This window comes from Streptomyces sp. NPDC048483 (assembly GCF_040651455.1).
Classification (GTDB): domain Bacteria; phylum Actinomycetota; class Actinomycetes; order Streptomycetales; family Streptomycetaceae; genus Streptomyces.
Map to the genome: position 1 here is coordinate 40,456 of NZ_JBEZJZ010000056.1, position 12,430 is coordinate 52,885.

11 protein-coding genes are annotated in these 12,430 nt (G+C 73.0%); 3 read left to right on the plus strand and 8 right to left on the minus strand.

From position 1 onward, the window contains the following. Together AB0D04_RS25510 and AB0D04_RS25515 are read left to right on the plus strand one after the other, a co-directional pair. Positions 1-1,017, plus strand: a complete 1,017-nt coding sequence (locus tag AB0D04_RS25510) for a hypothetical protein (RefSeq protein WP_362707499.1) — start codon at positions 1-3, stop codon at positions 1,015-1,017. Between the two features lie 36 nt (positions 1,018-1,053). Beyond that, positions 1,054-1,725, plus strand: a complete 672-nt coding sequence (locus AB0D04_RS25515; protein ID WP_362707502.1) for a FadR/GntR family transcriptional regulator — start codon at positions 1,054-1,056, stop codon at positions 1,723-1,725. 68 nt (positions 1,726-1,793) lie between these two features. Here AB0D04_RS25515 and AB0D04_RS25520 read toward each other — a convergent pair whose 3' ends face one another. The 8 genes from AB0D04_RS25520 to AB0D04_RS25555 all read right to left on the minus strand — a co-directional run bounded on the left by AB0D04_RS25520 (position 1,794) and on the right by AB0D04_RS25555 (position 10,573). Continuing rightward, positions 1,794-2,567 (minus strand): SDR family oxidoreductase, encoded by a 774-nt coding sequence (locus AB0D04_RS25520; protein WP_362707505.1) that lies wholly within the window; start codon positions 2,565-2,567, stop codon positions 1,794-1,796. 238 nt (positions 2,568-2,805) lie between these two features. Further along, a complete protein-coding gene (locus tag AB0D04_RS25525; RefSeq protein WP_362707507.1) occupies positions 2,806-3,651 on the minus strand; it encodes an amidohydrolase family protein in 846 nt (281 codons plus the stop codon). A 24-nt stretch (positions 3,652-3,675) separates the two neighbouring features. Beyond that, positions 3,676-4,677 carry an aldo/keto reductase gene (locus AB0D04_RS25530; protein WP_362707510.1) on the minus strand — a complete coding sequence of 334 codons (1,002 nt, stop codon included), beginning with the start codon at positions 4,675-4,677 and terminating at the stop codon, positions 3,676-3,678. An 11-nt stretch (positions 4,678-4,688) separates the two neighbouring features. Further along, entirely contained in the window at positions 4,689-5,726 is a 1,038-nt protein-coding gene (locus AB0D04_RS25535; protein ID WP_362707513.1) for an ABC transporter permease, read from the minus strand. After that, complete coding sequence (locus AB0D04_RS25540) at positions 5,723-7,342, minus strand: sugar ABC transporter ATP-binding protein (protein WP_362707516.1); 1,620 nt, start codon at positions 7,340-7,342, stop codon at positions 5,723-5,725. The genes AB0D04_RS25535 and AB0D04_RS25540 overlap by 4 nt, the downstream gene beginning before the upstream one ends. A 2-nt stretch (positions 7,343-7,344) precedes the next feature. Then, complete coding sequence (locus AB0D04_RS25545) at positions 7,345-8,376, minus strand: sugar ABC transporter substrate-binding protein (RefSeq protein ID WP_362707519.1); 1,032 nt, start codon at positions 8,374-8,376, stop codon at positions 7,345-7,347. Between the two features lie 80 nt (positions 8,377-8,456). After that, a complete protein-coding gene (locus tag AB0D04_RS25550) occupies positions 8,457-9,245 on the minus strand; it encodes an SDR family oxidoreductase (protein ID WP_362707522.1) in 789 nt (262 codons plus the stop codon). Beyond that, complete coding sequence (locus AB0D04_RS25555; protein ID WP_362707525.1) at positions 9,242-10,573, minus strand: enolase C-terminal domain-like protein; 1,332 nt, start codon at positions 10,571-10,573, stop codon at positions 9,242-9,244. The genes AB0D04_RS25550 and AB0D04_RS25555 overlap by 4 nt, the downstream gene beginning before the upstream one ends. Positions 10,574-10,933: 360 nt before the next feature. Between AB0D04_RS25555 and AB0D04_RS25560 the strand changes: the two genes are divergently transcribed. Next, positions 10,934-12,019 carry a PAC2 family protein gene (locus tag AB0D04_RS25560; protein ID WP_362707528.1) on the plus strand — a complete coding sequence of 362 codons (1,086 nt, stop codon included), beginning with the start codon at positions 10,934-10,936 and terminating at the stop codon, positions 12,017-12,019. Positions 12,020-12,430: the final 411 nt, after the last annotated feature.

Consider the following 12,430-nt stretch of genomic DNA (forward strand, 5'->3'; position numbering starts at 1 on the left):
GTGGCGAAGTGGGCGGCCTGGCTGGTGGCCGTACTGGTCGTCCTGCCGGTGACGGTCGGGGCGACGGCGCTGCGGGTCGGGTACGCGGGGACGGCCGCGCCCGATGCCACCACCCGCGGGCGCGATGCGCTCTGGCTCGGGCATGCGTGGGTGGACGGGCGGCGGGACGCCTCCGACCTGGCGGCACTGCGGCGCCGCCTCGAGGGCACCGGCATCCGCGATCTGTACGTCCACGCCGGGCCGTTGGAGCACGACGGCACCCTGCCGCCGGCCCGCAGGGCCTACCCACGCGCCGGCCGGCTGATCGCCGGGGTGCACCGCGAGCTGCCGAAGGTCAGGGTGCATGCATGGCTCGGCGACCGGCTGGTGTACGAGCCGGGCGAGCATGGCGGGCTGCGGCTGGCGGACGCCGCGGCCCGTAAGGCGATCGTGGCGAGCGCCCGGCAGGTGCTCGCAGACGGTTTCGCCGGAGTCCATCTGGACGTGGAACCACTGCACTCCGACAACCCCGACTATCTGCGGCTGCTGGACCGGCTCGGCCCTGCCGTGCGCGCGCGGGGCGGTGTCCTGTCCGTCGCCGTCCACCAGATAGACCCGCTGCCCCATCTGCACACGGTCAGCAACGCCCTGACGGGCCACCGCAAGTGGATATCCCAGCGGTTCTTCGGCCAGGTGGCGCGCCGCGTCGACCAGATCGCGCTGATGTCGTACGACACCGCGCTGCCGGCCGAGAGCCTCTACGGCGGCTACGTGGCGCGGCAGACCCGGCTGGCGCTGGAGGCGACGCCCAAGGACACCGATCTGCTGATGGGGCTGCCGTTCTTCCACACCGACGACATGGGCCACCACGCCTCGGCGGAGACCGTACGGGCCGCGGTGCGGGGTATACGACTGGGGCTGACCCGCGAGGACCGGGGCCGGCAGCGGTTCGGAACGGCACTGTATGTCGACTTCGCGGCCACGGAGGAGGACTGGTCGGCGTACGGGACCGGCTGGGGAGCCCGCGGCAGGTCATAATGGCCCAGACATCGGATGTCTGCGGGGAGGGCGGCCATGGCGGTCACCGACGAGGCCATCGAGAAGATCAAGGGAATGATCGTCTCCGGCGCGCTGCGGCCGGGCGACCGGCTGCCGAAGGAGAGCGAGCTGGCGGCCGAGCTCGGTCTGTCCCGCAACTCGCTGCGCGAGGCGGTGCGCGCGCTCTCCCTCATCCGGATCCTGGACGTCCGCCAGGGCGACGGCACCTACGTCACCAGCCTCGATCCGCAACTCCTGCTGGAGGCCATGAGTTTCGTGGTGGACTTCCACCGCGACGACACGGTGCTGGAATTCCTGGCCGTACGCCGGATCCTGGAGCCGGCCGCGACGGCGATGGCGGCCGGCCGGATGACCGCGGCGGAACTGGACGACCTGGAGGGCCAGTTGAATGCGCTGGGCCCGGAGCCGTCCGTCGAGGACCTGGTCGCCTGCGACCTGGAGTTCCATCGCAACATCGTCGCCGCCTCCGGCAACTCCGTGCTCTGCTCCCTGCTGGAGGGGCTGTCCGGGCCGACCACCCGGGCCCGGGTCTGGCGCGGGCTGACGCAGAAGGACGCGGTGGCCCGTACCCTCACCGAGCACCGCGCGATCCTCGGCGCCCTGCGCGACCGTGACGCCGAGGCGGCGCGGGCATGGGCGACGGTGCACATCGCGAGCGTGGAGCAGTGGCTGCGCGCATCGCTGTGACGCCGGACCGCGGCCCTGTACCCTCCCTGCTGCCCTGCTGCCCTACCGCACCCTGCCGCCCGGCCGCTTCAGGCCGCGAATCCCCCGTCCACCGTGATGGTGGCGCCGGTGATGAACCGTCCGCCCTCCCCGGCCAGGTGGGCCACGGTCGCCGCGACGTCGCAGGCCTGCCCGTAGGAGCCGAGGGAGGTCAGTCCGGCCTGTGCCGGTGCGCCGTCGCCGTCGGCCGGGTTCATGTCGGTGTCGATCGGACCGGGCTGCACCAGGTTGGCAGTGATGCCGCGCGGCCCCAGTTCCCTGGCCAGCGTCCTGGTCAGGCCGATGAGCGCGGCCTTGCTGGTGGCGTAGAGGGTGCTGCCGGGGAGGACGACCCGCTCGGCCAGACAGCTGCCGATGGAGATGATCCGCCCGCCCTCGCTCAGATGCGGGGCCGCGGCCTGCGTCACGAGGAACGGCCCCCGGACATTGGTCCGCAGCACCCGGTCGACATCCTCCACGGAGATCCCCTCGAACGGCCCGACCACATTGATGCCGGCGTTGTTCACCAGGATGTCGAGCCTGCCCAGCCGGTCGGCGACCCCCGCGACCGCGGCCCAGACCGCCTCCGGGTCCGCACTGTCCGCCCGTACCCCCCAGGCCCGCCCGCCCGCCTCCGCGATCCGCTCGACCACCTGCTCCGCGAGGTCCTTGCGGCTGCGGTACGTCAGCACCACCGCGGCCCCCTCGGCGGCCAGCCGCGCCGCGATCTCCGCCCCGATCCCCCGGCTGCCGCCGGTCACCAGTGCCACCTTGCCGCCGAGCGGCCGCGCACCGGAAGCCGTCACCGCTGTCGCCATCGTCATCACCTCGTACCTAGGAGGTCGTCCCGTGGACCGCACGGAGGAGGTCCGTCCCGTGGACCGCACCGCCTTGCAGGCAGCGGTGCGCCTCCATCGTCCGACGGTGCGCCGGCCGAAGCTGGCGGAATCCGGACGGGAAGCCGCCCCTCCGGCACGACCCGCAGTCATCCGGCCTCCGGAACCCGGACCCCGGCCCCCGGACCCCGGACCCAGCAGCGCCCCACCCTGCACGCCCGGCCCCCTAGCCTCCGCCCCCCTGGCCCTTGATCCCGTAAACCCGCCCCGCCGTCCCCCCGAACACCGCCGCCCGCTCGGCCTCCGTGAGCCGGCCGGTGGCCGACTCCGCCAGGGCGAGGACGTCGTCGTAGTCGGCGGCGAGGGTGCACACCGGCCAGTCGGAGCCGAACATCACCCGGTCGGGACCGAAGGCATCCAGCACATGCCGGGCATAGGGCAGGATCTGCTGCGGCCGCCAGGCGTCCCAGTCGGCCTCGGTGACCAGCCCCGACAGCTTGCAGGTGACGTTGGGCAGCTCGGCGAGGGAGGTGAGAGCGTCCGCCCAGGGCTGCCAGTCGCGCCGCGCCACCGCGGGTTTGCCGGCGTGGTCCAGGACGAAGGACAGGCCCGGGAGGGCGCGCACGGCGGCGCGGGCGGCGGGGAGTTCGCGCGGGGTGACCAGGAGGTCGTAGACCAGGCCGGCATCGGCGAGCACGCCCAGGCCGCGCAGGACCTCCGGGCGGGTGAGCCAGTCGGGGTCCGGCTCGTCCTGGACCTGATGGCGGATGCCGACCAGGCCGGCGGGCAGCGCCGCGAGGGCCTCGGCGAGCGCCGGGTCGGTGAGGCCGGCCCAGCCGACGACACCGGCGACCGGCCCCTCCCCCGCCGCGACGGCGAGCAGTTCGGCGGTCTCCTCGTACGAGGACGAGGACTGGACGAGGACGGTGCCGTCGACCCGGTGCGCGGCCAGATGCGGCGTGAGGTCGGGCAGCGCGTAGCCGCGGCGGATCGGGTCGGCCCAGGGCCCGTCCATCCACGGCTGGTGGCGGCGGGTCAGGTCCCACAGGTGGTGATGGGCATCGATACGCATCAGGGGCGCGCTCCCGGGTCGGGCTCAGTCGTTCAGGGGCAGCGGCAGATCGGGGTCGAGCAGGCCGCGGGCGACGAGCGTATGCCACAGCTCGTCCGGGATGTCCTGGGTGAACAGCCGGGCGTTCTCGGCCATCTCGTCCGGTGTGGCGGCGCCGACGACGGCCGAGGCGACGGCCCGGTGCCCGAAGGGGAAGCGCAGCGCGGCGGCCTTGAGGGAAACCCCGAACCGGTCGCACACGGCGGCGAGTTGACGCGCCCGGCCGAGCAGCGCGGCGGGCGCGGGCGCGTAGTTGTACGGCGCGCCGGGCGACGGGTCGGCCAGCAGCCCGGAGTTGTAGACGCCGCCGACGACCACGGAGGTGCCGCGGCGCTCGCACACCGGCAGCAGGTCGCCGAGGGCGGTGTGCTCCAGGAGCGTCCAGCGGCCGGCACACAGGACGACATCCACCTCGAGGTCGGCCACCAGACGGGCCAGTACGTCACTGTGGTTCATGCCGAAGCCGATGGCGCGGACGGCCTTCTGGTCGCGCAGCTCGGCGAGGGCCGGGAAGCCGGTCTCGTACACCTCGCGCAGATGGTCCTCGGCGTCGTGCAGATAGACGATGTCGACGGCGTCCACGCCGAGCCGCTCCAAGGACGCATCGAGGGTGGCGCGGATGCCGTCGCGGGTGAAGTCCCTTACGCGGGCCCGTGCGGGGGTCTCGACGAAGCCCTCACCGGCCGCCTCCTCCCCCGGCGCGAGCGGCCGCAGCCGGCGGCCCACCTTGGTGGACAGGGTGTAGCCGGCGCGGTCGCGGCCGCGCAGCGCCCGGCCGAGGCGTTCCTCCGACAGACCGAGGCCGTAGTGCGGGGCGGTGTCGAAGTACGCGGCCCCGGTGGCGAGGGCGGTGCGGACGACGTCCTGCGCGCACTCCTCCGGGACGGCGCGGTAGAGGTTGCCGAGCGGCGCGCAGCCGAGACCGAGGGGCGGGACGTTCACGCCCGTGGACCCCAACTCCCTCGGCCTGCAAGGGGGATACGACATGGGGCGGGCCCTCAGTCCTGTTTCTCGCCGCTGGTGAAGCGGGAGATGACCAGCGCGATGATGATGATCATGCCGTTGAGGAACTGCGTCCACAGCGGCGGCACCCCGCCCAGCGTCATCACGTTGATGACGAGCTGGAGGGTCAGTACGCCGGTGAACGCGCCGAAGAGGGTGCCGCGGCCGCCCTTGAGGCTGATGCCGCCGATCACCGCGGCGGCGAAGACCTGGAAGATCCAGCCGTTGCCCTGGGAGGCGGAGACCGCACCGTAGTGGCCGGTGTAGAGGATCCCGGCGAAGGCGGCGAGCACCCCGCCGACGGCCAGCACGGTCCAGGTGATCCGGTCCACCCGTACGCCGGCCGCGCGGGCCGCCTCCGGGTTGCCGCCGATCGCGTACAGCGCCCGGCCGTGCCGGAGGTAGCCCAGGACCGCGCCGCCGAGCGCGAAGAGGGCCGGGCAGATCCAGACGGCGGCCGGGATGCCGAGCCAGTCGGCCTTGCCCAGATAGGCGAAGGACTCGGGGACGTTGCCGAGGGAGCGGCCCTCGGAGATGCCCACTTGGAGACCGCGGAGCATGGTGAGCATGCCGAGGGTGGCGATGAAGCCGTTGACGCGCAGCTTGAGGATGAGGAAGCCGTTGGTGGCGCCGACCGCCGCGCCGACGGCCAGGCAGAGCGGGACCGCCGTCCAGGCGGGGAAGAGTTCCAGACCGGCGAAGCGGGCACCGTGCGCGGGCATCACCAGCCACAGGGCGAGCACCGGCGCCAGGCCGATGGTCGACTCCAGCGACAGGTCCATCCGCCCGCTGATCAGGATGAGTGCCTCGCCGAGCACCAGCAGGCCCAGTTCCGTGGACTGCTGGACGACGCCGATGAGGTTGTCCTGGGTGAGGAAGGCGGGCGAGACGATGAAGCCGATGACGCCCAGGACGAAGATCACCGGGACCAGCGAGAAGTCCCGCCGGCGGGCGACGTCGATACGGGGCCGGCTCCCCCGTACGGATGCCTTCTCCACCGCGTCGGCGGCCGGCGGCGATGCGGTCCCGGTCATGGCGCGGTCCCTTCGGTGTCCCGTGTGCCCGGCTCCGTGTCCTTGGTGCACGGCTCCGCGTCCTGTGTTCCCGTCGGGGCGTCCCGTGCGCCCGGCGAGGCGTCCCGGCCTCCGCCGCCCGTCATGCCCTCCATCGCCGCCACCAGCTCGTGATCGCTCCAGCCGCTGCCGAATTCGGCGATCACCCGGCCGTGGAAGACCGCCAGCACCCGGTCGCAGGCGCGGAGATCGTCCAGCTCGTCGGAGACGATCACCGCGCCACTGCCGCCGTCCGCGACCTCCCGTACGACGCCGAGCAGCGCGTCCTTGGACCTGACGTCCACGCCATTGGTGGGCCGGACGGCGACCAGCACGCTCGGCTCGCGGGCCAGCGCACGGGCGACGACAACCTTCTGCTGATTGCCGCCGGAGAGCCCGGACACCGGCTGGCCCGGTCCGGTCGTCCTGATGTCCAGCGACGCGATCATGCGGGCGGCGAACCTGCGGGTCCTGGAGGGCAGTACGGTCCCCAGCGGCCCCAGCTGGTCCGCGACGGTCAGCGTGGCGTTCTCGGCGACACTGCGGCCCATCACGAGGCCCTCACGGTGCCGGTCCTGCGGTACGTAGCCGATGCCCGCGGCGATCGCATGCGGCACGCTGCCCGTACGGACCGGCCGCCCGCGCACCGCGATCCGGCCGCCGTCCGGGGCCCGCAGCCCCGCCAGCGTCGCGCCGATCGCGGCGCTGCCGCTGGCCGTGGCGCCCGCCAGGCCCACCACCTCACCGGCCCGGACGGTCAGGTCCAGCGGCACGAACTCGCCCTTGAGCGCCAGCCTTTCGGTGCACAGCACCGGCTCCCCCGCCACACGCGCCGCCGTCCGCACCCGCCGCGCCGCCCCCGCCTCCTCACCCGTCATCGCCGCGACCAGCTCCTCCTTGCCCAGCCCGGCGACCGGGGCGGTCAGCACATGGCGGGCGTCCCGGAACACGGTGACGGTGTCGCACAGCTCGTAGACCTCCTGGAGGTGGTGCGAGATGAACAGGAAGGCCACCCCCTGGGCGCGCAGGGAGCGCAGCTTGGTGAAGAGCCGGTCGATACCGGCCGCGTCCAGCCGGGCGGTGGGCTCGTCGAGGACGATCAGCCGGGCGCCGAAGGAGAGCGCACGGGCGATTTCGACGAACTGCCGCTGCTCCACGCCCAGTTCCCTGATCCGGGCGGCCGGATCGACCTCGACGCCGTATTCGGCGAGCAGCGCGCGGGCCCGCTCGCGCAGCGCCCGCCAGCGGATGGTACGCCCGCCCGTGAAGCGGTTGAGGTAGAGGTTCTCCGCGACGGTCAGCTCCGGCACCGTCATCGACTTCTGGTAGACGCAGGCGACCTTGCGCTGCCAGGCGGCGGTGTCGTCCCAGCCGGGCGCGGGCCCGCCGCCGAAGCGGACCTCGCCGGCGTCCGGCCGCGTCATCCCGGTCAGCACGGACACCAGGGTGGACTTGCCCGCGCCGTTGCGGCCGACGAGGGCGTGCGACTCCCCCGGCCGTACGGTCAGCCGGGCCCCGTCGAGGGCGACGGTCGGCCCGTAGCGCTTGACGATCCCCTCGGCACGGACCGCGGGCTGCCCGGTCGTCGTCGCGGCCACGGCTACTTCTTCTTCCCGAGCTGGTTGGCCCACAGCTTCGGGTCGTCGACGGTGGCCTTGGTGACCAGGGGCGCCGGCAGCTGGTCCTCCAGACCGTTCTTGATCTTCACGATGGTGGAACCGTGGCCGGTCGGCCCCGGCTTGAAGGTCTTCCCCTCCAGGGCCGCCCTGGCGTAGTACAGCGCGTACTTGGCGTAGAGGTCGGCGGGCTGGGAGAGGGTGGCATCGATCTTCCCGGCGCGGATCGCTTCGAGCTCGTCCGGTATGCCGTCGTTGGAGATGATGGCGATGTGGCCGTCGCCGCCGGCGGGCCTGAGGAGCTTCTTCTGCTCCAGAAGGGCCAGCACCGGCTGCAGGAACGCACCCCCGGCCTGCAGATAGATCCCGTCGATGTCCTTGTGCTGGGCGAGCAGGCTCTGCAGCTTGGCGGAGGCGACCTCGCCCTTCCAGTCGGTGGCCAGCTCATGGACGGTGATCTTCGGGAACTTCTTCTTCATGCAGGACGCGAACGCCTGCGAGCGGTCCCGCCCGTTGACGGAACTGAGGTCGCCCTGCAGCTCGGCGACCCGGCCCCGACCGCCCAGCTGCCTGCCCAGGTACTCGCAGGACTTCTCGCCGTACGCGCGGTTGTCGGCCCGTACGACCATGTAGACCTCGCCCTCGTCGGGGCGGGTGTCCACGCTCACCACCGGGATCTTCTTCTCCGCCAGGCGCTGCAGCTCGGCGGAGATGGCGCCGGTGTCCTGCGGGGCCATCACGATCGCCTTGGCACCCTGGTCGGTCAGCGCCTGCACATGGGAGACGGCCTTGGCGATGTCGTTCTGCGAGTTGGACAGCGGCAGGGCGGGCGGGCCGCCGTTCTCCAGCCCCTTCTCGAGATACTGCTGATAGGAGCTCCAGAAGTCGGTGTCCGTACGGGGCATGTCGATGCCGACCTTGCCGCCCGCGGCGTCGCTGCCGCGGTTGCAGCCGGCGAGCGCGGCGGTGGCGAGCAGCACGGCAGTGGCCGCCGCGCCGGTCGTACGCAGTCTCATGGTGGTCCCTCGGTCGTGTGGTGGTCCCTGGGCGTGGTGTGCGGCTGGGGGTACGGGGTCAGGTGGCGGGCCGGTACGGGTCAGGTGGCGGGGCGCAGGCGCAGGCCCTGCATGCCGCCGTCGACGGCGAGTGCGGTGCCGGTGACGGCGGAGGCGGCCGGGGACGCCAAGTACGCGATGGCGGCGGCCACTTCGCCGGCGGTGACCAGCCGGCCCATGGGCTGGCGGGCGTTCAGGGCGGCGCGTTCGGCGGCCGGGTCGTCCGCCCGGCCGAGGAGGCGGCCGATCCACGGGGTGTCGGCGGTGCCGGGGTTGACGCAGTTGACCCGGATGCCCTCGCGGACGTGGTCGGCGGCCATCGCCAGGGTCAGCGAGAGGACCGCGCCCTTGCTGGCGCTGTAGAGCGCGCGCTGCGGCAGGCCGGCGGTGGCGGCGATGGAGCAGGTGTGGGTGATGGAGACCCGGCCCGGCGCCTCGGCGGCACTGCGGCGCAGATACGGCAGCGCGGCACGGGCGGTGCGCACCATTCCCAGGAGGTTCACGTCCAGGACCCGGCCCCACTCCGCGTCGTCGTTGTCCTCGACGGTGCCCACGGCGCCGATGCCCGCATTGCCGACGAGGGTGTGCAGGGCACCGCCCAGCTCCCGTACGGCGTCGTCGACGGCGGCCCGTACGGCGGCACCGGAGGTGACATCGGCCTTCACCGGGACCGTCCCGGCGGGCGCACCGGACGGGTCGCGGTCCAGTACGGCGACCCGGGCGCCGCGCGCCAGGAGCAGGGCGGCGGTGGCCGCGCCGATACCGGAGCCGCCGCCGGTGACGAGGGCGGCCGTTCCTGCGAAGTCGGCGGGGTGCGGTCCTGCGCTCATACGGATACCTCCGGCTCCTGTTGCGGATGACGGGCGCGCCATACCGGCCCGTCGGGGAAGCGGTGGGCGGCGACGGATTCCGGCTTCATCCGGGCGGAGAAGCCGGGCGCTGACGGGGCGCGGTAGCGGCCGTGCTCCACGACGGCCGGGTCGGTGAAGTGGCCGTGCAGATGGTCGACGTACTCGATGACCCGGTCGTCCCAACTCCCGGACACCGCCACGTAGTCGAACATCGCCAGATGCTGCACCAGCTCGCACAGCCCCACGCCGCCGGCGTGCGGGCAGACCGGTACGCCGTACTTCGCGGCCAGCAGCAGGATGGCGAGGTTCTCATTGACCCCGGCCACCCGGGCCGCGTCGATCTGGACGAAGTCCACGGCGCCGGCCTGCAACAGCTGCTTGAAGACGACCCGGTTGGCGACATGCTCCCCCGTGGCGACCTTCACGGGCTGCCCGGCGCGCACCGCGGCATGCCCGAGCACGTCGTCCGGGCTGGTCGGCTCCTCGATCCAGTGCGGGGTGAACGGCGCCAGCGCGGTCATCCAGCGGACCGCCTCGGCCACCTCCCAGCGCTGGTTGGCGTCCACCGCGATCCGTACGCCGGGGCCGACGGCCTCTCTGGCCAGCCGCATCCGCCGGGTGTCGTCGGCGAGGTCGGCGCCCACCTTGAGCTTGATCTGGCCGAAGCCGTCCGCCACCGCCTCCTTGGCGAGCCGCACCAGCTTGCCGTCGTCGTAGCCGAGCCAGCCGGGCGAGGTGGTGTACGCGGGGTAGCCCTCGGCCTTGAGGCGGGCGGCGCGCGCGGCGCGGCCGGGCTCGGCGGCGCGCAGGAGGGCCAGCGCCTCCTCGGGCGTCAGCGCGTCGGTCAGATAGCGGAAGTCGACGAGCGAGACCAGTTCCTCGGGGCTGAGCGCGGCGAGGAACTCCCAGACCGGCAGGCCCGCGCGGGCGGCCGCCAGATCCCATGCGGCGTTGACCACCGCGCCCGCCGCCATCTGCATCACGCCCTTCTCCGGGCCGAGCCAGCGCAGCTGGGAGTCGTGGGTGACGTCGCGGTGCAGGGCGGCGAGATCCGCGGCGGTGGCGGGCGCCGGGCGGCCGACGAGATAGGGCGCCAGCGCGCGGATGGCGGCCGCCATGACCTCGTTGCCGCGGCCGATGGTGAAGCAGAGGCCGTGCCCCGGTGGCCCGCCGTCGGTGTGCAGCACGACATAGGCGGCGGAGTAGTCGGGGTCGGGGTTCATGGCGTCCGAGCCGTCGAGCTGCTCCGAGGTGGGAAAGCGGACGTCGTGGACCTCCAGCCCCGTGACGGTGTCGACTGCGGCCATGCGCACGCCCCCTGGATGTCGCGGAAGTCCGGGTTTCCGCCGAAGAACGTCGGACGTCATAACGGACCGGACCTCGGACCGGACCTCGGACGGACCCTCGGAAGGAAGATTGGACGGAACATCGGACCTTTCCCGGTCATCCGATGTATAGACCTACGCCCGAGACCGCGTCCAGACCCCGTACGGAAGTTGAGCGGGCAACGGCGAACATCCCCGCAACACGTCGGATGAATCGGTACCCGTTCGTGCACAGGGGCTGCGGGCGGGTGCCCCGGACGCCGTAGTGTTGGGAACGCACGTAATGGAACTGCTGCCGGTGGCCGCCGCAGGGCGGCCGGACCGGTCGGAAGGAGGCGCTGGGTGATCGAGCTCGAGGGGGTGCCCGAGCTGATCGACCCGGTCATGGTGGCCGCGTTCGAAGGCTGGAACGACGCCGGCGACGCCGCCTCCGCCGCGGTCGCACACCTGGACCGGGAATGGAAGGGCGAGGTCTTCGCCGCGCTGGACGCGGAGGACTACTACGACTTCCAGGTGAACCGCCCGACCGTCTTCCTGGACGGCGGCACGCGCAAGATCACCTGGCCGACGACCCGGCTCTCCGTGGTCCGCGTCGGCGGCGGTGCGGGCGGCAAGGGAAGACAACGCGACCTGGTCCTGGTCCGCGGCATCGAGCCCAGCATGCGCTGGCGCTCGTTCTGCAACGAAATCCTGGGCATCGCCCATGAGTTGGGCGTGGAGATGCTGGTGGTGCTGGGCGCGCTGCTCGGCGACACCCCGCACACCCGGCCGGTACCGGTCAGCGGCGTCACCTCCGATGCCGACCTGGCGTCCCGCCTCGACCTGGAGGAGTCCCGCTACGAGGGCCCCACCGGCATCGTCGGCATCCTCCAGGAGGCCTGCACCCACGCCGGCGTCCCGGCGGTGAGCCTGTGGGCGGCGGTGCCGCACTACGTCTCCCAGCCGCCCAACCCCAAGGCCAGCCTGGCGCTGCTCAACCGCCTGGAGGACCTCCTCGGCATCAGCATCCCGCTCGGCGAGCTGAGCGAGGACGCGCGCGCCTGGCAGCTGGGCGTGGACCAGCTGGCGGCCGAGGACAGCGAGGTCGCCGAGTACGTCCAGTCGCTGGAGGAGGCCCGGGACACCGCCGAGCTGCCGGAGGCGTCGGGGGAGGCCATCGCCCGCGAATTCGAACGCTATCTGCGCCGCCGCGATCCGCATGCCGGACCGGGCCTGGCCGCCGAGGGCGGGGTCGCGGACGGCCGCGACGGGTCCTATCTGCGCGACACCACCAGCGGGCGTACGCGGCCGCCACGGCCGATGCCCAAGGAACCCCGCGAGCCGAGGCCCGCCGACGACGCGGGCCCTGGCCCGAATCCTCCGGGCCAGGGCCCCGCCGACCCCGCGGACCGGCCGGAGGACGGGCGGCCTCCGGAGGACGAGGCCTAACCGCTGCCGCTTGGCCTGCGCCCCACGTTGTCGGCTTTCCCGCCGTGGGGGTTGTTCGCCGTTGCCCGTTCGCTGCGCTTTGCCTGGGCCGACGTTTGGCTTTCCCGCCGTTGCTCCCCCACTGCCTAAAGGGCGTGGGAGGTACCCCCAGCGGCGGGCGGTGCCGCTGCGCGGGGCTGTTCGGCTGCGGCACCGAGCCTCCGGACTCCGTCCTGCGGCCCGGCACCTCCCCGTTGGGGGTGGTGGAGAACAGTGGGGGTGTACGTGCGTGGTCGGGTGCAGGAAGTGGACCCAGTCATGGGGCACAGGACACACCACGCCCACCCCCACCGGCCCCACCACCCACCCACGGGAGGGGACGGACCGTAGCGGCGAAGCCGTGCAGGGCCGTCACCGCACCCAACAACACCA

Excerpts from the sequence above, each read along its gene's own strand:
- AB0D04_RS25530 (WP_362707510.1), bottom strand. The coding sequence starts at position 4,677 with ATGTCGTATCCCCCTTGCAGGCCGAGGGAGTTGGGGTCCACGGGCGTG.
- AB0D04_RS25515 (WP_362707502.1), top strand. The coding sequence starts at position 1,054 with ATGGCGGTCACCGACGAGGCCATCGAGAAGATCAAGGGAATGATCGTC.
- AB0D04_RS25520 (WP_362707505.1), bottom strand. The coding sequence starts at position 2,567 with ATGACGATGGCGACAGCGGTGACGGCTTCCGGTGCGCGGCCGCTCGGC.
- AB0D04_RS25545 (WP_362707519.1), bottom strand. The coding sequence starts at position 8,376 with ATGAGACTGCGTACGACCGGCGCGGCGGCCACTGCCGTGCTGCTCGCC.
- AB0D04_RS25535 (WP_362707513.1), bottom strand. The coding sequence starts at position 5,726 with ATGACCGGGACCGCATCGCCGCCGGCCGCCGACGCGGTGGAGAAGGCA.
- AB0D04_RS25555 (WP_362707525.1), bottom strand. The coding sequence starts at position 10,573 with ATGGCCGCAGTCGACACCGTCACGGGGCTGGAGGTCCACGACGTCCGC.
- AB0D04_RS25550 (WP_362707522.1), bottom strand. The coding sequence starts at position 9,245 with ATGAGCGCAGGACCGCACCCCGCCGACTTCGCAGGAACGGCCGCCCTC.
- AB0D04_RS25525 (WP_362707507.1), bottom strand. The coding sequence starts at position 3,651 with ATGCGTATCGATGCCCATCACCACCTGTGGGACCTGACCCGCCGCCAC.